Annotated in this window: 12 protein-coding genes; 7 read left to right on the top strand and 5 right to left on the bottom strand. The window is 73.0% G+C overall.

What is annotated here, in order from left to right:
* Window positions 1–105: 105 nt before the first annotated feature.
* The 4 genes from WMF22_RS20065 to WMF22_RS20050 form a co-directional block, all read right to left on the bottom strand.
* Complete coding sequence (locus WMF22_RS20065) at window positions 106–4,146, bottom strand: hypothetical protein (RefSeq protein ID WP_438036737.1); 4,041 nt, start codon at window positions 4,144–4,146, stop codon at window positions 106–108.
* Window positions 4,147–4,344: 198 nt separating this feature from the next.
* The gene (locus tag WMF22_RS20060) at window positions 4,345–5,322 is read right to left on the bottom strand and encodes a hypothetical protein (RefSeq protein ID WP_438036736.1); all 978 of its coding nucleotides are present in this window, start codon (window positions 5,320–5,322) and stop codon (window positions 4,345–4,347) included.
* A gap of 202 nt (window positions 5,323–5,524) precedes the next feature.
* Window positions 5,525–7,120 carry a methyltransferase domain-containing protein gene (locus WMF22_RS20055; protein ID WP_438036735.1) on the bottom strand — a complete coding sequence of 532 codons (1,596 nt, stop codon included), beginning with the start codon at window positions 7,118–7,120 and terminating at the stop codon, window positions 5,525–5,527.
* 6 nt (window positions 7,121–7,126) lie between these two features.
* The gene (locus WMF22_RS20050; RefSeq protein ID WP_437300652.1) at window positions 7,127–7,777 is read right to left on the bottom strand and encodes a transaldolase family protein; all 651 of its coding nucleotides are present in this window, start codon (window positions 7,775–7,777) and stop codon (window positions 7,127–7,129) included.
* A 328-nt stretch (window positions 7,778–8,105) separates the two neighbouring features.
* Here WMF22_RS20050 and WMF22_RS20045 point away from each other — a divergent pair, with 328 nt between their 5' ends.
* Window positions 8,106–9,650, top strand: coding sequence for an ATP-binding protein (locus WMF22_RS20045; RefSeq protein ID WP_438036734.1), 1,545 nt, complete (start codon window positions 8,106–8,108; stop codon window positions 9,648–9,650).
* A 20-nt stretch (window positions 9,651–9,670) separates the two neighbouring features.
* Here WMF22_RS20045 and WMF22_RS20040 read toward each other — a convergent pair whose 3' ends face one another.
* Window positions 9,671–11,182, bottom strand: a complete 1,512-nt coding sequence (locus WMF22_RS20040; RefSeq protein ID WP_437300650.1) for a sigma-54-dependent transcriptional regulator — start codon at window positions 11,180–11,182, stop codon at window positions 9,671–9,673.
* A 119-nt stretch (window positions 11,183–11,301) separates the two neighbouring features.
* Here WMF22_RS20040 and WMF22_RS20035 point away from each other — a divergent pair, with 119 nt between their 5' ends.
* The 6 genes from WMF22_RS20035 to WMF22_RS20010 all read left to right on the top strand — a co-directional run bounded on the left by WMF22_RS20035 (window position 11,302) and on the right by WMF22_RS20010 (window position 19,148).
* Window positions 11,302–12,159 (top strand): outer membrane protein assembly factor BamD, encoded by an 858-nt coding sequence (locus WMF22_RS20035; protein ID WP_437300649.1) that lies wholly within the window; start codon window positions 11,302–11,304, stop codon window positions 12,157–12,159.
* Window positions 12,156–12,470: a hypothetical protein gene (locus tag WMF22_RS20030; protein ID WP_044965207.1), complete on the top strand. Its 315-nt coding sequence runs from the start codon at window positions 12,156–12,158 to the stop codon at window positions 12,468–12,470. Before WMF22_RS20035 ends, WMF22_RS20030 begins: the two co-directional genes overlap by 4 nt.
* 110 nt (window positions 12,471–12,580) lie before the next feature.
* Window positions 12,581–13,057 (top strand): transcription elongation factor GreA, encoded by a 477-nt coding sequence (gene greA, locus WMF22_RS20025; RefSeq protein ID WP_012236225.1) that lies wholly within the window; start codon window positions 12,581–12,583, stop codon window positions 13,055–13,057.
* Window positions 13,054–16,566 (top strand): sulfatase-like hydrolase/transferase, encoded by a 3,513-nt coding sequence (locus WMF22_RS20020; RefSeq protein WP_438036733.1) that lies wholly within the window; start codon window positions 13,054–13,056, stop codon window positions 16,564–16,566. The genes greA and WMF22_RS20020 overlap by 4 nt, the downstream gene beginning before the upstream one ends.
* 31 nt (window positions 16,567–16,597) lie before the next feature.
* Entirely contained in the window at window positions 16,598–17,890 is a 1,293-nt protein-coding gene (locus WMF22_RS20015; protein ID WP_438036732.1) for a tetratricopeptide repeat protein, read from the top strand.
* Window positions 17,877–19,148 (top strand): outer membrane protein assembly factor BamB family protein, encoded by a 1,272-nt coding sequence (locus WMF22_RS20010; protein ID WP_438036731.1) that lies wholly within the window; start codon window positions 17,877–17,879, stop codon window positions 19,146–19,148. The genes WMF22_RS20015 and WMF22_RS20010 overlap by 14 nt, the downstream gene beginning before the upstream one ends.
* Window positions 19,149–19,554 lie beyond the last annotated feature (406 nt).

Raw genomic sequence — 19,554 nt, 5'->3', positions numbered from 1 at the left:
GATCGCCTGCTCGACGGCGATCGGTCGGCCGAGCGCTCCAAGGCGACGCCGCACGCGGTGATCCCGCCGTCTCACGGCCCAGGCGCTCGCGCTCCGGCGCGCGCTTCAGGGGGTGACGAGCGCCACGTCTCCCTTCGTGGTCTGTCCGCCGGCGCGCCACCAGTTCGCGATGAGCAGCCGCCCGTCCACCTCCACGATGCGCGAGAAGGCGCCCGCGAACCCCTCCTGCGCGATCTCCTGGATGAGCCAGCTGTGGCCGTCGCCGCTCTTCGTCCCGATCGCGAGCCGCAGGGTCCCGCTCGTGGCGTCCTGGTAGCTGATGCGCACCTCCCCGGCCGCCGTCACGAACACGTTCGCGTCGTCGCCGATGAGGTGCTGCCCGTCCTCGAAGGGGACACCCTCGATCCCGAGCCCGTCGTCCGCCACCTCGGAGGGCTCGACCTCCGTGCCTCCCTTCACCCGCGCGTACCGCAGCCCCTCCGAGCGGCCGTCCGCGTAGGCGAGGTGCCAGTCGCCGGCGCGATCGATGAACAGCGACGTCCCCATGCCCACGTCGCCCGTGTCCGTCCCGTCCGGCGCCGCGCCGTCCACGATGCGGGTCTCCCACGCGCCCATCGACCTCGACGCGATCACCACGTCGCCGTGGATGCGATCGTAGAACGCCAGGCCGAACCCGCCCGCATCGTCGGGCGCCATCGCGATGTAGTCGCCGATCGCCTCGGGGTACGTCTCGATCCGGTTGCCGTCGGAGGTCGCGGCGCACGCCGGCGAGCCGCCGTCGTCGATGCACGCCTGCCCGGAGGCGCACCCCGGCTCGCAGTCGCCGGCCGCGAGCGCCGTCGCGCAGCGCCCCGTGCTCCGGATGCACTTCGCCCCGGCGCCGCAGAGGGAGGCGCGGCACGGCGTCGCCTCGTCCTTCGCCGCGTCCTCGAACCGCCACGCGCCCTCCCCGGGCGTGGCGCTCTCGCCGGTCGCGATCCGGACGCTCGACGTGACCGCGCCGCCCTCGCCCGGCTCCATCGCGAGGTAGGCGATGACGGGCGACCCCTTCACGAAGAGCAGCTTCGCGTAACGGCCGATGTCGCTGCTCGGCGCCTGCTGCACGAAGCTCACCGCCCACGTGCCGCCCTGCCGCTGCGCGAACTTGAGCGCGCGGTTCGTGCGGTCGTAGTAGGCCACCGCCGGATTGCCGTCCGGCCCCACCGCGATCGACGTCCAGAGGCCGACGTCGTCGCCGGGGTCGGTCTGGCCCCCGCGGAACCCGCTCACGTCGAACCGGGCCGGGTCGACCGGGGGCTCCGCGGGCACCCCGTCGATCGCCTCCCACGCGACCGCCTCGCCGTCCCACGTGCCGACCACGAGGTCGCCCCACGCGAACGCGTTGCGCCAGTCGGCCTCCGCGTAGCCGGCGACCCAGACCGTGCGCTTGTCGGCGGCGACCGCGACCGAGGTGTACGCGCCGATGAGCCCGTGCTCCAGCGTCATGCAGTCGGGCGCGACGCACCCCGGCTCCACCTGCTCCGGCTCCTCGCTGCACGAGCATCCGGCGTGCGAGCCGAGGAGCGCCATGACGGCGACCCCGGCCAGCGCGCCCTTCACGCCGCGCGCGCCGCGCGCGGCGTGAAGGGCGCGGCGCCGGGGCGACGAGCCCCGGTCGCCGCGCCGCGCGAGCCGCAAGGCCGCCGCCGCGACGGCGAGGCCGAGCCAGCGGACGCCCGACGGCGTCTCGCCGGCGCCGCCAGCCATGACGCAGCCGCAGCCCGCCGACGGGTCGACGGGGACCCGGCCGCGGAGGATCGCCTGCCGCGCCGTGCCGAGGTTCCCCTCCTCGTCCACGGCCTCGACCTCGATGTCGACCGCGTCGCCGACGTCCACCGACGTCGTCTCCGCCGCCGTCGACCACGGGGACCACGCGCCGTCGTCGAGCCGCACGCGCACCTTCGCGCGCGCGGCGTCCGAGACCCGATCGCGCACCTCGAGCGGCGCCCGGCCGTCCACCGCCGCGCCGACGGAGATGACCGGCGGATCGACGTCGACCACCATCTCGACGGTCGCCGGCGTCGGATCCAGCGACAGGGGAGCGCCCGCGATCCGCGATCGCACCGAGATCACGTGACGCCCCGGGAGCCGCAGCCAGTCGTCGCGCAGCTCGACGATGCGCTCGCGCGTGAACGGGCGCCACACGCCGCTGTCGATGCGGTACGAGTACTCGACGGCCCGCGTGCCGTCGTCGAGCGGCGAGCTCATGACGAGCCGCGCCGTCGGCCCGTTATCGCGGGTCATCGTGGGCAGGCGGAGCCCCTCGGCGCGCACCTCCTTGCGGCTCAGCTCGGCCTGCGTGTCGCTCATCGTCGCGCGCTGCTGCGCCGTCGTTCCGAACGCCGCGAAGATGCCGAGGTAGTTGTCCTGCCCCTTCGTGAGCTTCCGCAGGCCGGGGGAGCCCGCGCCCTCGGCCGACTCCGGGATCACCAGCGAGAGCCCGAGCGCGGAGAGCGACCCGTCGAGATCGATCGCCGGGATGCCGCCGCCGATCAGCTGCCCGAGCTGGCCGCCGAGGAGGCCGCCCAGCGCCTCCGCGATGTTGTCGGGGTTCTCCCGCAGAAGTCCGTTGTTCGTCACCTTGCCGTTCTCGACCCTGAGCGCCTCGATCACCGGCGTGAGCCCCTCGGGGGTGACCGAGAGGTTCATGGGCACATCCACGTCGAACGTCGCCGTCATGAACCGGATGAACCTGTCGAGCGACCAGACGTAGAAATCGAAGCTCGCCCGGTCCAGCTGGATGCGGATCAGCGGGTCGTCGCTTCCGTTCGTGCCATTGCCAAAGGTGAGCCGAGGGGGCACCTGCGGACGGATGACGACCGCGACCTGCTGCGACTCGCGCTGCAGCGCGAGATCCTTTGCGGAGGGGGCCAGCAGCCCCAGCGTGCCAGAGTTGAGGAGAGGCACCGTCTCCGTGGAGATCCCGAGACAGAGCAGGCCGCTGTTGTAGAGACCGTTCATGGCATAATTCGCGAAGCGCTCGGAGATCGCGAGACCGACGTGGGGGCCGGGAAGGTCCGCTGGCCAGTCGGAGACGGTGTTGGCGACGAGCTCATCGGGAATCGGGATGCCCGCCGGGAGCGCCATGTTCGACAGCGGCACACATTTCGATGTCGGCACCGGCTCGGCGCCGCCGTAGAGGCCGAGGGTGAGCCCGTTGCCGACCGGGTTGAGATCGCCCCACGCGAGATCGGAGCCGTCGTCCCGCTCGCCCGTGCCGCCGCCGGCGAGCAGGAGGTCGAACCCGCCCTGCGTGCCCGGGGAGATGCTCGCGAACAGCCGGCCGAGATCGATGTGGCCCTCGACGCCGAGCAGGATCGAGGCGCACTCGTCGTTCGCGTGCGTGCCGTAGCGGCAGACGCCGCCGATGTCGTTCGTGCCGTCGGGGCAGGCCGGGTCCTGCGTCGGCTCCGCCTTCAGACAGAGCTGCTGGTCGAGCTGGGCCTTCAGCGTGTCAGCGAGCGAGCCGGTCAGGAGGGGGAGGACGATTGGGCTCAAGAAATCGAGGATGTCGCCGGCGACGGAGTCGCCGCAGTCGAGCTGCAGCCTCGACTCGAGCTGATCCTGGGCGATGCCGAGCCGGACGATCTTGACGCGGGAGTAGCCCTGCCGCGAGTGCTGCGGATTCACGTCGATCTCGACCGAGAGATCGACGTCGAGGTCGATGTTCGTGAAGGTCTGGTCGGCGGGCGGGCACGCGTCGTTGCCGTTGAGGGTGGCGATGACCGTGCTGTCCGTGACGAGGAAGTCGATCAGGATCGGGAGGTTCTGCAGGCGCACCGGCAGAGACCCCCGGATTCGCAGGTTGTGCGGGGTCCGCGGTTCGAGGTGAAGCGCCGCGCTCCCCACGTCGATCTCCGCTGCGCACCTCGGCGGGCTCGCGTTCGGGTCGGCTCCACCAGGACAGACCGTGTAGTCGACCAGCGCGGACCCGGAGGACCGGGGGATCGGGAAGGTGATGATTCCACCGTCCCCACCCCCGAGGAGCGCGCGCCCGAGGACACCCAGGTTCTGCTCGAGGAACTCGACGCCCGACTGCGTGAGCCGCGCCGCGCCGGCGTTCTCGATGCGGTCCGCGGGCTTGAAGCCGGCGGGGAGGGGAGTCATTCCACAGCCGGCGCACCCGCCGCCCGAAGCGGCACATCCGGCGATGACGAGGAGAACAAGGATGGCGGAGAAATGCGTGATGACGCGGGGCATAAGGAACCCTCCGGGGGAGCACGACCCGCAGCGCCGCGCCCGCTGGGCGCGGGCTCCAGGACGCCACGACAGATCGTACGCTCCCCTGAGAGCCGCCCGCAAGCGCTACTGGGGACAGAGACCGGTAATCTTGACAGCGCTCGCGGCATACTCGCCGCCGAGCGCATAAGCGTCGGCGCACTCGTCCGTCGCGGCCGAGTTCGTCGCGCTGCACCAGTCGCCCTTCAGCACGATCTCGCCGCTCGCGTCGCGCTTGCACGTATTGGGCGTCTCACCGGTGCCGTACTCTCCAATATCGCCCGAGAGCACGACACAGAGGCTCTGCTCGATCCCGGGGATGATCACCCGGTCGACCTCCTCCAGCGTGATGAACGCGGCGAGCTTGCCGCCGTTGATGAACGCAGGGGGATCGCCGTCCGGGCCGGGGAGGCAGGCCTCGATCGGGCTGAGCCCCTCCCGGTTGTACCGTCCGATGCAGTTGTTGTCCGCCGACACCCTCGTGTCGGTGAGCTGCACCTGGTGCATGGGCAGGACGATCGGCTCGGCGGCCACGTCTCCCGAGCCCGTGTCCAGGAAGATCGGGACGTTCAGGATGTCGGACGCGCCGCTCCATGCGCCGTCGGTCAGGGGGGCGTCGATCTCCTTCGGCGCGATCTCGAACTCGCCTGCAGACATGTTGGCGAAGCAGTAGCCCGCGAGCGGGTCGCTCGTGGGCATCGCGCCGCCGGTGCGCAGCTTGCCGGTCGCCGTGTCGAACTCGAGCAGCCAGGAAAAGGTCCCGGTGCCATTCAAGTTGCACACGGGCAGGTTCATCGTCAGGCCCTCGGCGACGAGGCGGGCGATATAGCCGACCGCGAGCACGTCGGGCTTCGTGATCGTCAGCTGCGCCATCCGCAGACCGAACTTCGTCGCGCCCTGATTGTCGTGGACGGCAATGCACTCGGAAGCGACAGCCGTGCAGACCGGGTTCGTCGGCGAGCAGTCGCCTGGAGCCCCGCCGCCGGTCCCTCCCGCCGAGCTCGAGCTCGAGCTCGTCTTGCCGGCGTCGTCGCCCCCGCACCCCGCTCCCGCCAGCGCGGACACACCTAATACGCAAAAACCCTTCAGAAACCGCATCTCTCGCCTCCTCTGGTGTTGCAAGGTGCGGAGTATAGGCGGCGGCACTGCGATGACCACGCGGTCGAGGTGACGCCGCGCCGCGTCGCTACAGCCACATTCACGTCACACGCCGATGAGCCCGGCGCGCTTCGTCCGGCTTCGTCCGCGTTGCCGCGCGGCGTGACGCCTAGCGGCGCTCGTAGCGGTCGCCGAGCCGGGCGCCGACGGGGAGCGCGCGCAGCAGGCGAATCATCGTCCACACCGTGCCAGCCAGCTTGCGCAGCTTCGAGGTGCCGACGCGCTCGTTGTACTCGATGGGCATCTCCACCACGCGATAGCCGCACTTCGCGGGGAAGAGCAGCGTGTCGATGGGCAACGCGTCGCCCTCACCGTCGAAATCGAACGCGCGAATCACCGAGCAGCGGTAGGCGCGCATTCCGCTGTGGACGTCAGATGTCGGGATGCCATGCATCGCGTGTGTCATGGCGGCAAAGGCGCGGTTGGCGATGTAGTTCGGGACCGGCATGGCCGCCGGCCTCGTGCGGGTGCGCGCGCAGTTCACCACGTCGGCGCCCTCCTCCTCGATGAGGCGCCTGATCACGGGGATGTTCTCGGCCGGATAGGTGAAGTCACAATCGAGGTAGATGAGCAGATCGCTCCGGGCGGCGGCGCTGTACATGAGGAGCTCCATGGCCGGCCCGTGGCCGCGGGGCGGCACCTGCCGGAGCACGCGCGCCCCGAGGCCGGCCGCGATCTCGGCGGTCCTGTCCCGCGTGGAGCTGTCGACGCAGAGGATCTCCGCGTCGGGCGCCGCCTTCCTGATCTCGCCGATCATGGCGCCGACGCTCTCCTCTTCGTCCATGGTCAGCATGCCGACGGTGAGCCGCATCCGGCGCGGGCGCGGCGGCTTCCTGGCGACGATCACGTGCTGGAACGCGAGGAGGCCGGGCGCGCGGTCGGCGACAACGTCCTCCAGCGGGCGGACGAGCGCGTGATACGCCTTGTAGGGGAGCGAGCTGGCGAGATCGCCGGGGTCGTCTCCTGCGCCGAGGCCGCGGAGGATGAGCCCCTTGGCGGCCCGGACGAGCATCGGGTTCTGCTCGACGCGGAGCACCTCGAGCCCGGCGCGCTCGATGAGCCGGACCGCCGACGCGCGGGTGAAGAAGCGGAGGTGTGTGTCGTCCAGGATGCCGCTCGGCTCGTAGTCGAACCGGCCGGCGAGCAGGCCGAGGCGCACCGGCCAGGCCGCGACGTTGGGGAGCGAGATGATGACGTGGCCGTCCTCGTCGAGGTGGGGCAGGAAGCGGCAGAGCACGGCGAGCGGGTCGGCGGTGTGCTCGAGGACGTCGGCGAACAGGAGCAGGTCGAAGCGCCGGTCGCCGAGCGCCTCGCGCACGGCGGCGTCGCTCGTGATGTCGGCGGCGAGGACCTCGTCGAGCGCCGCGCCGGCGCGCGCGAGCGAGCCGGGCGCGATCTCGATCCCGGTCACGCGCGCGCCCGTGCGCTTGACGGCGGCGCCGTTGAGCCCGATCCCGCAGCCGACGTCGAGCACCGTCCGCGGCCGGCCGGCGACTGCGACGAGGGCCCGGTTCACCTCTTCGACCGCGTACTTGCGCCCGGCGAAGGCCTCCGGCGCGGCGCGGGGCGGCGAGCGCCGGCCCGGGGCGTCCCCGTTGCCGAGAGGGCGGGGCCCGCGGTCTTCGCGGCCTTCGCGGCCTTCGCGGCCTTCGCGGCCTTCTCCGTCTTCCCCGTCTCCTCGCGCGTGGCCGGGCTCGGCGTTCACGCGCGGCTACTTAGCACGCTTCTCCCAGGCGGCGTTGAATTCGCGGATCGTCTCCTCGGTCTTCGGGTTGTGGAGCATCTTCCGCAAGATGGCGGGAGGCACGGTCACGATGTGCGCGCCGGCGTCGAGCGCCTCGTTCACGTCCATGAGGTGGCGGATCGAGCCGACGATGATCTCGGCGCCCAGCCGCTCGCGCTCGATCCTCGCGCGCGTGCGCTCGATGACCGGGGTCGCGGCGTAGCCCATGTCGCGGATGCGCCCGCTGAAGATCGAGACGTACGCGCCGCCGGCGAGCGCCGCGAGGTACGCCTGGTTGAAGCTCATCACGCACGTGACGTTGGTGCGCACGCCGCGCTTCGCGAGGGCGTGCGTCACCTTGAGGCCGACGTCGCTGAACGGCACCTTGACGCAGATCCGCTCGGGCGCCCACGCGTGATAGCCGCGGGCCTCGTCGAGCATCGCCGCCTCGTCCTCGCTCGTCAGCTCGACCGACACGGGCCCCGCCGACGCCGCGAGCACCTCGCGGATGCGCCGCTCGAGATCGACGCAGCCCGCGTCGCGCGCGAGGATGAGCGGGTTCGTTGTCACGCCGGCGAGCACGCCCCAGGAGAAGAGCTCCTTGATCTCGGCCGGGTTCGAGCTGTCGAGGAAGAACATGGAGCGCTCCAGCGGGCTCGCTCGAGCCCCGGCGCGGTCTAGGCCAGTTCGATGCAATAGAGAAGGGGGATAGCGAAGGGGGATAGCGAAGGGGGATAGCGAAGGGGGATAGCGAAGGGGAATAGCGGAGGGGAGAAGGGGAGAAGAGAGAAGTGGAGGAGGAGAGAGAGCGAGACACCGTCCACGCTGCGCGGCTCGCCGCGCCGCCCTGCGGTGACGTTCGCGGTGCGGCCGGTGTGAACGACGTTGCAAAGACGGAGAGTCCGCGCTTCAGTTCTGGTTGTCGGAGATGTCCCTCCGACGGAACGTTCTCCACGGCCATGCGTCGATGAGCAGCGGACGATCGTCGAGGGATCCGGTGGCGCACAGCCCGCTGCTCGCGGCTTGCTCGCCGGCGGGGCTCTACGTCGCCGCGCCCGATGGCCACCTCGTCGACTGCAACGAGGTGCTCGCCCGGCTGCTGGGCTATGGGTCGCGGGAGGAGGCGCTCGCGGCGGGCGATCTCCACCTCGGCGGGGGCGCGGCGGGCGCGACGCCGCCGTCGGCCGGCGCGGTCGAGGGCTTCCTCACCCGCCGCGATGGATCGGCGGTCCGGGTGATGAGGACCGAGACCATCGCGGAAGCGCGCGGCGAGCGGCTCGTGGTCGGGGCCGTCGTCGATCTCTCCTCCGCGCGCTGCACGGACGATCGCCAGCGCGAGCTCTCGGAAGGGCTCGGCCAGGCGCAGAAGATGGAAGCGGTGGGGCGGCTCGCGGGCGGGATCGCCCACGACTACAACAACCTGCTCGCGATCATCCTGAACTACACGAGCCTGGTGATAGAGGAGCTCGACGAGCAGAGCCCGGTGCAGAAGGATCTCGCCGAGATCAAGCGCGCCGCGCAGCGGGCCGCGTCGCTGACGCGGCAGCTGCTCACGGTGAGCCGGCGGGGGCTCGCGCAGCCGGTCGTGCTGGATCTGCGGGACGTCGTGCGCGGCATGGACGGCGCGCTCCGCGCCGCCGTCGGCGGCAGCGTCGATCTCGCGATCGCGCTCGGTCCGTCGGCCTGCCGGGTGCTGGCGGACGCGGGGCAGATCGAGCAGGTGGTGATGAACCTCGCGCTGAACTCGCGGGACGCGATGCAAGGCGGCGGCCGGCTGTCGATCGAGACGCGCGCGGTCCGCGTCGGCGCTGCGGGGAGCCTGCGCGACGCGCACCCGGCGGTCCCGCCTGGCCGGTACGCGCGCCTCGTCGTGAGCGACACCGGCAGCGGGATGTGCGACGACGTGCGGACGCGCGCCTTCGAGCCGTTCTTCACGACGAAGCCGAGGGGGAAGGGGACCGGCCTCGGGCTCGCCACCGTGTACGGGATCGTCAAGCAGTGGCACGGCCACATCGAGCTCGCCTCCCGGCCCGGGGAGGGCACGCGCGTCGAGATCTACCTGCCGCTCTCCGCGCGCGCGGCGTCCTCGCGGCGAGCGCGCGCGGGGCATCCGCGCCGCGCCGCGCCGCGCCCGGGCGAGGGCGGGACGGTGCTCGTCACCGACGATGAGGACGCGGTGGTCGCGCTCGCGAGCCGGATCCTGGGGCAGAACGGCTACACGACGCTGACGGCGCGCGGGCCGCGCGAGGCGCTGCGCGTCTGCGAGGCGCAGCGCGGGCGCGTCGACCTGCTGCTCACCGACGTGCTGATGCCCGAGATGTCCGGCGGCGAGCTCGCCGCTCGCCTCGTGGAGCTCAGGCCGGACATGAAGGTGCTCTTCATGTCCGGCTACACGGGCGACGCCCTCGACGGCCCGTTCGCCGTCTGCCCTGGCGCCGCGGTGCTGGGGAAGCCCTTCACGGCCGAGTCGCTGCTCCGCGCCGTCCGCAGGGCGCTCGAGGGGGCCGCGTAGGCCGGACGCGCCGGCCTTGCTTACGGCGCCTCACCTCGCTTGATGCCGTAGGTGCGGATCTTCTTGTGGAGGTTCGTGCGCTCGACGCCGAGCAGGACGGCCGCGCGCGAGATGTTCCAGTCGAGGCTGGCCAGCACCTCGACGATGTAGCGGCGCTCGGACCGATCGCGGAACTCGCGGAGCGTGAGGCGAGGGCGCCCCGGCTCGTGGCGGGCCGCGCCCGCGGGCGGCTCGGCCGCGCCGGGGGCGGGGGGCGCCGCCGCGCCGTCACCGGCGGCCCCCTGCGCGTCGTCCTCGAACGGGTTCTCGTGAGGATCCTCCGGGAGATCGGCGATCGTGACGACGTCGCCCGAGAGGATCGCGGCGCGCTCGATCACGTTCTTGAGCTCGCGGACGTTGCCCGGCCAGCTCCGGCGCTCGAGCGCGGCGTAGACCACCGGATCGATGGCCTTCTGCTTGAGGCCGTTCTCGTTGCAGAACGCCGCCATGAACGCGTCGGCGAGCGCGCGCAGGTCCTCCATGCGATCGCGCAGCGCCGGGCTCTTGATGGGGAACACGGCGAGGCGGAAGAAGAGATCCTCGCGGAAGCGCAGCGCGGCGACCTCGCGCGAGAGGTCCTTGTTCGTCGCGGCGAGAACGCGGACGTCGACGTGCCGGCTGTGCTCGCTGCCGACGCGGCAGATCTCGCCCGACTGCAGCGCGCGCAGCACCTTGGCCTGGGCGGCGAGGTCCATGTCGCCGATCTCGTCGAGGAACAGCGTGCCGCCGTGGGCCTGCTCGAAGAAGCCCCGCTTCGGTCCGCTCGCTCCGGTGAACGCGCCGCGCTCGTGGCCGAAGAGCTCGCTCTCGATGAGCTCGCGCGGGATCGCGGCGCAGTTGACCCGGACGAAGGGGCCCCGCGCCCGCGGCGACAGCCGGTGGATGGCGCGGCTGACGAGCTCCTTGCCCGTGCCGCTCTCGCCCGTGATGAGCACGCTCGCCTTCGTGGGCGCGACGCGGTCGATCTCCTTGAACAGCCGCTGCATCGCCGCGCTCTGGCCGATCATCTCGTAGCGCGCCTGCACCTGCGCCTTGAGGTCCTCGACCTCTCGAGCGAGCCGCGAGTTCTGCAGCGCGTTCTTCACGCCCACGAGGACGCGCTCGCGGTTCAGCGGCTTCTCGAAGAAGTCGCTGGCGCCGAGCTTGATGGCCTTCACCGCGTCGTTGACGGTCGCGTGGCCGCTGATCACGATCACCGGGAGCTCGCGGGTGGCGTCGTCCTGGCGCACGCGCTGGAGGAGGTCGAGGCCGTTCATGCCGGGCAGGAGCAGGTCGACGAGGGCGAGGTCGACGGGGCTGTCGCCGTGCGCGAGCAGCTCCAGCGCCGCCTCGGCGCTCGGGGCCTCCGCGACCTGGTAGCCCTCGCCCTGCAGCACCAGCGCGAGGGTGCGGCGGATGTTGCGCTCGTCGTCCACCACGAGCACGGTGGGCGCGGCTGCGCCTCCGGGCGGGGCGGTGGCCACTAGGGCGGGCGGCGGAGAGGAAGCGGGCATGGGTCGACCATACCCCAGCTCAGCCGTGCGCCACGATGCGGGGAGCGAAGGAGCACAGGCTCGGCTCCGCGGCGGAAGCCCTGGCGCGCCGGCGCCGGATTGGGTACGAGGCCTGCTCGATGAGACCCTCCGCCGCTGTCCTCGCCCTCGCCGGGTGCCTCGCTGCCCTCGGCGGGCTCGTGGGCTGCGATTTCGAGTTCAACGACGGCCGCACCGCGACCCTCACGTACACCGAGGACGCGCGCGCCGCGTACAACGAGGCGATGGCCGCCTTCCAGGCCAAGGACTGGGAGGACGCTCGCGCCCTCTTCGGCGAGGTGAAGCGGCTCTTCCCTTACAGCCGCTACGCCCGGCTCGCCGATCTCAGGATCGCGGACCTCGATTTCGAGCAGGGAAAGTACCCGGAGGCGATCTCGGAGTACCGCGCGTTCATCCAGGAGCACCGGACGGACCGCAACGTCGAGTACGCGAAGTACCGGATGGCGAAGGCGCTCTACCTGGACATCGACGACACGGTGTTCCTGCCGCCGGCCGAGGAGCGCGATCAGGCGACCACGCTCGAGGCCTACAAGGAGATCCGGACGTTCCTCCGGCAGTACCCGCGCAGCCGGTACCGCGAGGACGCGGCCTACATGCTCGAGGTCGTGACGGGGCGGCTCGTGCGCCACGAGCTCTACGTCGCGCGCTACTACCTCAAGGAAGACGTGTTCGACGCGGCCCTCGCCCGGATCGACTACGCGCTGCGGACCTTCCCGGGCTCCGGGCTCGATCCGGAGGCGCTCGTCCTCAAGGGCGAGACGCTCCTCAAGATGAAGAAGCCCGACGAGGCGCGCGCCGTGTTCGAGTCGGTCATCCGGGACTGGGGCGGCCCGTTCGCCGTGACCGCGCGCCGGTTCCTCGACGAGATGGGCGGGCCGCGCGGCACGCCTGCCAAGAAGGCGGCGTCGGGCCGCGCCCCCGCGGGGCCGCGGCTGTGACGCAGGCCGTCGGACGGCCGTCCTCCGGCGCTCGCTATGTGCTGGAGCAGGCCGACGCCGGAGATGCGCCAGGGGAGTTCGTGTACCGGGGCCTCGTGCGACTCCCGGACGCGGACGTCCCGGTCGAGGTGCGGGTCGCCGAGGCGACCGGCGCGGCCACGGCGACGGTGGACGCCGCGGCCGTCCCGCACGGCGGACCGCATCCCGAGGAGCTCTCCAGGACGGCGGCGGCCCTCGTCCGGAGCGCGACCAAGTCAGCGGACGCCCATGCGCGGCGGCCGCCGCGGAAGATCGTTCGCTGGCGCGGCTAGGCGAAGGCGGCGGGGGCACGCGCTGCGGTCCGGGCGCCTGGCGCCCCGGGCGATCGGCGCGCCCAGGGCCGTCGTCTCCCGGCCGGGAGGCATGCTAAAAGCGTCCCACCATGTCCGAGAAAGTACCGATGACGCCCGAGGGGCAAGCGCGGCTCCGCGAAGAGATGCGACGGCTGAAAGAGATCGACCTGCCGCAGGTCGTCAAGGACATCGGCACGGCCCGGGAGCACGGCGATCTCTCCGAGAACGCCGAGTACCACGCCGCCAAGGAGCGGCAGGGCATGATCGTCGCCCGCATCAGCTACCTCGAACAGACGCTCTCGCGCGCCGAGGTGATCGATCCGTCGAAGCTGAGCGGCAGCAAGGTCCAGTTCGGCGCCAAGGTCAAGCTCGCGAACGTGGACACGGACGAGGAGCAGAGCTTCCAGATCGTCGGGCCCGAGGAGGCCGATCTCAAGGTCGGGCGCATCTCCATCGCCTCGCCGCTCGCGCGCGCGCTGCTCGGCCATGAGGTCGGCGAGGAGGTCCGCGTGAACATGCCCGCCGGGCCGCGCACGTACGAGATCCTCGAAGTCTCGTACGCATGACCGATCGCAACGGGGCCGCTCCGATGCGCCCGCGGGGCCATGGGGGCGCCAGCCGGCCTCCTGGGGGGCCCGCGCCTTCCGGGCGGCCCCTCCTGGGGAGCCGGCCTGACACGGCGGCCGCCGGGGAGGGGATCGCCGGCGTCGTGCCGGGGCCGGCCGGCCACCGGGCCCCGGCGGCGCCGCGCCCGCAGGCCGGGCCGGCGCGCCCGTCCACGCCGGCGCCCGCGCCGAGTCGCGCCACGTTCCCGAGCGGGAACTCCGACGCGCCTCCGAGGAAGCTGGAGACGGAGATCGGGTGGCGCATGGCGGACGCCTACCTCGCGATCGCGGCGCTCGCGCTCGCCGAGCTCTTGGTCGTCGGCGTGTGGCGGTGGCGAGAGCTCCTCGGGCCCTACGAGCTCGGCCGCGCCTTGCGCGACCTCCTGCCGCTCGCGCTCTCGGCCGCGGCGCCGTGCGCCGCCGTCCTCGGCGCGGTGCTCGAGATCGTCATGCGCGCCGAGCGCAAGGCGTTCCGCGCTGCGGCCGCGCTGATCGCGGGCGCGTTCGGCGGCGCGGTGGCCTTCGGGGTCTCTACGGGGCGCATGCTCGAGGGCGGCCGGCGCGCGCCCTTCATCGCGGCGCTCGCGCTCGTCGCCGCCGCCGCGACGTTCGCCGCCGCGCCGCGCGCGGCGCGCGTCCTGAAGCGAGCGCGCGCCGCGGCCTCCGGCAGGTGGCTCCTCCTCGCGGCGATCTGCGCGATCGTCCTGCTCGAGGTCGCGAACGTGCGCGTCTTGCCGCGCCTCTACGCCGCCTTCCACCTGGGGCTCGCGGCGCTCACCCTCGCGGCGGCGACCTTCGCGACGCCGGCGCTGCCTGCCCGCGCGGCGCGCCTGGAGGACCTGCACGGGCGGCGCTCGCCCAGGCTGGTGCGCGCGGCGCTCGCGCTCGTCCTCTTCGCGTTCGGCGCGGCGCTCGCGCCCGGCGCCGCGGACAGGCTCGCGTCGGCGGACAACATCCGGCTGATCTACGCGACGCACGGCCCGCTGCTCGGCCACGTGGTCGAGCTCGCCGCCGTGCTGTCGCCGCCCGAGCCGCTCGACGCCGCGCCGCTCGACGAGCGCGCGAGCGGGCACGCCATCGATCTGCGGGGGCGCGACGTCGTGCTGATCAGCGTCGACGCCCTGCGCGCCGACCACGTGGGGGCGTACGGCTACGACAGGAAGATCACCCCGAACCTCGATCGCCTCGCGGCCGAGGGCGTGCGCTTCGACGCGGCGTACACGCCGACGCCGCACACGTCGTACGCGGTGTCGTCGCTCATGACGGGCAAGTACATCCGCCCGCTCGTGCTGCAAGGGCTCGGGGACGACTCCGAGACGTTCGCGCATCACCTCCGCCGCTACGGCTACAAGACGGCGGGCTTCTATCCGCCGGCGGTGTTCTTCATCGACGGCGAGCGCTTCGGCGCGCTGCGCGACCGGGCGCTCGACTTCGAGTACCGGAAGATCGAGTTCGCGAGCGCCCAGCTCCGGCTGGAGCAGGTGCGGAGCTACCTCGCCGGGCTCGGGCCGGAGCAGCGCGCGTTCATGTGGGTGCACCTCTTCGAGCCGCACGAGCCGTACGAGGCGCACCCGGAGCACCCGCTCGGCGACCGCGACATCGACCGCTACGACGCGGAGATCGCCGTGGCGGACGCGGGGGTGGGCGCGATCGTGGACGAGGTCCGCAAGGGGCGCCCGGACGCCGTCGTGATCGTCACGGCCGATCACGGCGAGGAGTTCGGCGAGCACGGCGGTCGCTACCACGGCACGACCGTGTACGAGGAGCAGGCGCGCGTGCCGCTCCTCGTGAGCGCGCCCGGCCTGCTCTCGCCGCGCGTGGTCCGGGCGCCGGTGCAGCTCGTCGATCTCCTGCCGACGGTGCTCGCGGGGCTCGGCATCCCGAGGCCGGCGCGCGTGCGCGGCGCCGACCTCGGGCCGCTGCTCGCCTCCGGCGACGAGGCGGCGGAGCAGGGCAAGGCGGCCCCGCCGGGCGGGCCGCCCTCGCTCCCGGGCTTCGCGTTCGCCGAGACGGACACGCAGACGCTGCTCGCCAAGGGCACGCTGCGGCTCGTCTGCGCGCGCAAGATCGGCGCGTGCGCGCTCTACGACGTGGCGACCGATCCGCGCCAGCGGGAGGACATCTCCGCGCTGCGCCCGGCGGAGCTCGCCGCGATGCGGTCGGAGCTGCGCGCGATCGAGGCGTCGCACGGGCGTTACGAGGTCCGCGGCCTCCGGCAGGAGGGCAAGGGCTGGCCCGACGCGCTCCGCCGCGGCATCGCGGGCGACGCCGACGCGGTCGTCGAGGTCGCGGCGCTGCTCGACGACGCGGACGTGGCCATCCGGCGCAAGGCGGGCGAGGTGCTGTTCGATCTGCGCCGCTCCGAGGCGGCGCCCTCGCTGCGCCTCGCGCTCGTGCGCGACGAGGACGACGAGGTGCGGCGCTGGGCGGCGCTCTCGCTCACGCGGCTCGGCGAGGGCGCGCCGCTCACCCGCGATCTCGTCGTCGATCGCGATCGCAAGTGGCGGCGCCTCGCGGCGCTCGCGCTGGCGGAGACGGGCGATCGCCGCGGCGACGACGTGCTCGTGGCGTGGCTGCGGCAGGTGGTCCGCGGCCCCGAGCAGGACGGCGGCGCCGACGCGGGCGAGGTGACCTCGTTCGAGCGGGCGCGCGAGATCGTGGACGCGCTCGCCAAGATCCGGGTGAAGGCGGCGCTGCCGCCGCTCATCGCGGCGCTCGGCGACGTGCGGCTCCGCCCGTACGCCGCGGCCGCGCTCGCGGCGATCGGCGAGGACGCCGCGCGGCCGGCGCTCGCGGAGCGGCTGAGCCAGGAGCCGTACCAGACCGCGCGGGTCGCGATCGCGGAGGCCCTCGTGAAGCTCGGCGCCGGCCCCGAGCTCCGGGCGCCGCTCCTGCGCATGCTCGGCACGCCCGATCCGCTGCCGGGGGGGCTCGGGTTCGCGCTCCGGGCCGACATCCTCGACCTGCTCGGCGGGCCGCGCGAGCGCGATCTCGGCCGCCTGCGCCGCTTCGCGAAGAGCGGGGTGGGCCTCGGCGTCGTGATCCCGAAGGCCGGCAACGGCAAGGGCGTGCGCGTCATCTGCCGCGCGCGGACCGACGACGGCCGCCCCGGCGAGGTGCGGTTCGGCAGGCCCACGCGCGCGTGGCGCCCGCCGAAGCGGGACGGCGCGTCGCTCGTCCCGGCCAGCGCGCCGGAGCTCGATCCGGAGCGCGCGGTCACGCTCGCCATCCCGCCGGGGAGCGAGCCGACCGAGGCGTTCGCGGCGCTGCCGCCCGCGGCGGGCGCGCAGGCCGGCAATTACGGCGATTTCGTGGTGTACGCGACCCAGAACGTCGAGGTGTCCGCGTGCGCGGTCGTCCCGCTGAGCGACGAGATCCCGCCCCCGCCGCCTGCGCCCTGGTCGCCCGGGGAGGCCGGGGCGCCGCCGCGCTCGGACGACGAAGCGCCCGCCGTTCACCGGCCAGATTGACGCCGCAGGCCGCGAGACTAGAGTCCGCCGCGTGTCGGACAAGGACCGAGAGCAGGCCGAAGAGAAATCCGCGCGGAGCGACGGCGATGTCGCCACGCGGAGCGATGGCGACGAGGACGGGGCCGCGGAGGCGGCCCCGGCGAGGCCGCCGCGCGGCGCTCCGGTGAAGGACGCCGGCGGCGACGGCGACGACGAGGCCGCGCAGCGCGTGGCCGATGCGCTCGGCGTCGGCGAGGCGGACGAGGCTCCCGCGCCGGAGGCGGCGGGCGAAGAGGCGGCCGAGGCGGCGCCGAACCGCGCGGCCCGCCGCCGCGACGAGGCCACCGCGCGCCGTCGCAAGAAGAAGGCGACCGGCGAGGAGCTGCCCAAGGACAAGAACGCCCGCGCGAAGGAGCTGCTCGCTCGCCGCAGGGAGCAGGCCGAGGGGCGCCGCCCGGTCCAGCTGCTGCCGGGCGAGATGGTCGAGGACGCGCTCAGCCGGATGAGCAGCGGCGCTGGCCGGTGGATCAAGGCGAACTTCCACATCCTCCAGTGGGGCGTGCTGGCGGCGCTCGTCGCGACGGGCGGCGCGCTGTTCTACGTGTCGCGGGCCGAGAAGAAGGACGCCGTCTCTTCGTCGGCGCTCGTCTCGGCCGTCGCCGCGGACCGGGGCAGGGTGCTCGCCGAGGACACGCGCACCGAGGAGGAGAAGGAGCTCGACGTCACGAGGACCTTCAAGACCGCGGACGAGCGGTCGGCCACCGCGCTCGCCGAGTACAACAAGGTCATCGACGAGCACGCCGGCACCGGGGCGGCGACGCTGGCGAAGCTCGGGCAGGCCGGGGTGCTGCTCGACAAGAAGGACTACGCGCACGCGCTGGACGCGTACAGCGTCGTGGTCTCGTCGCCGCTGGCCGGGGCCGATCCCGACGTGAAGGGGCGCGCCATCGAGGGCATCGCCTTCGCCCGCGAGGGCAAGGGGGATCTCGACGGCGCGCTCGCGTCGTTCAAGGAGCTCGAGGCGATCGACATGAAGGGCTACAAGGAGCTCGCGCTGTACCACCAGGCGCGGCTCCACCTGGCCAAGGGCGACACCGACAAGGCGAAGGAGCTGCTCAAGAGCGCGCACGAGAAGCTCCAGGCGCCGTCGACGGAGGGACGCCCGTTCCAGTTCCTCGAGGCGGTCGTCGAGGAGATGCTGCGCAAGATCGATCCGGCCGCCGTGCCGCCGCGCGCCGCGTTCGGCGGTCCGAAGGGCCAGTCGATGACGCCGGAGGAGATCGAGCAGCTGCTCCGCCGGGCGCGTGAGAACGCGGAGAAGAAGGCGGGCGATGCGCCGCGCTAGCCGCGCAGCGGGCGTCGCGCTCGTCTGGCTGGGGCTCGCGCCGCTGAGCGGCTGCGGCAACCTGGGCGTCGCTGCGGCGCCCGACGCGCCGCTCTGGCTGCACCACCCGGGCGGCGCCCTCGGCATCACGATGCGCCGCGAGCTCACCGCCGAGACGCGCAAGGTCGGCGAGGCCTACGAGCGCGGCCGCCCCGAGATCGACGTGGCGCACCGGCGCGTCTTCGTCGGATCGAGCGATCACGGGCTGTACGCGCTGCGCGCGGACACGAGCGACGTCCTCTGGCGCTTCGAGACGCTCGGCCCGGTGCAGTGCGAGCCGCTCTACGACGCCGCGTCGGACGCGGTCTATTTCGGCTCGGACGATGGCGCGCTCTACAAGGTGCGCGCGTCCGACGGCGCGCTGCTCTACCGCTTCATGACCAACGCGAGGGTCGCGCGGCGGCCTGTGTTGCGCGACGGCGTGCTCTACGTGACGAACTCGAACGACACGCTGATCGCGCTCGACGCGGCGACGGGGGCGATGCGCTGGCACCAGCACAGGACGCCGGCGGGCGGGATGGAGATCTCCGGGCACGCGGGGCCGGCGCTCGGCCGGGACAAGGTCTACACCGCGTTCTCGGACGGGGTCGTGATGGCCTACGACCTCAAGGACGGGTCCGAGCAGTGGGCGCTCGTCGACCTGGCTGCCGAGGCCGAGCAGAGCGCGGGCGGCCAGACGCCGAAGTACCTCGACACGGACACCACGCCGGTCCTCGGGAAGATCGCCTCGGGCGATGTGGTCTTCGTGGCGGGTTACGCGGGTGGGGTCTTCGCGCTCGACGCAGAGAACGGGACCCGGGCCTGGATGAACGAGGCGGCGGTCGGCGTGACCGAGCTTCTCCTGTGGGAGCAGCCTGCGCATCAGCCTCGGAGCGGAGGCGGTCCGATGGTGCCCGCGAGGAAGGTGTTGCTTGCGTCCTCCGGCATGACCGGCCTGTGGGCGCTCGATCCGGAGGATGGCCGCACGATCTGGCGCCGGGACCTGCCTGACGGCGGCATCTCGGCCCCCGTGCCGTTCTCGGGGGCGCTGCTGGTGACGACCACGCGCTACGGGATCTTCCTGTTCTCGCCGCTGGACGGGGCCGTGATCGACGGCATCGAGACCGGCGGCGGCATCGCGATGACGCCGGCGGCGTACGGCCGGCGCGCGTTCGTCCTGACGAACGGCGGCTCGCTGCTGAGCCTCGACGTCGAGACGCCCCCGGTTCCGAAGGGCTGAACACACGCACAGGCTGAGGCGCGGCGGCGCGATGCTGGCGGGCCGAAGGGCGCGCGGGGCGTTGCGGACGACGCCTTGAACCGGCTCCGGAGTGGTGCCTCCGGCGAGCTCTCGTGGCGGGCTGAGCCATGGGTGGCGGCGACCGTGGGCGAGGCCGACCGACCCAGGTTGCGGCGACCGACCCAGGTTGCGGCGACCCACCCAGGTTGCGGCGGGCGAGGCCGACCGACCCAGGTTGCGGCGGGTCGGGTGGCGGTGGGCGAGGCCGACCGACCCAGGTTGCGGTGACCCACCCAGGTTGCGGTGACCGGCGGTGACCGACGGCGGCGACCGCCGCGGGATGCGGCCCGAACGGCCCTCAGATGCATGAATTGCTCGTGAAATCGAGCCGAGCTCCCCTGCCCGC

It is taken from the genome of Sorangium sp. So ce204, assembly GCF_051526795.1.
Classification (GTDB): Bacteria; Myxococcota_A; Polyangia; order Polyangiales; family Polyangiaceae; genus Sorangium; species Sorangium cellulosum_B.
This window is presented reverse-complemented; position numbering and strand designations above follow the sequence as displayed.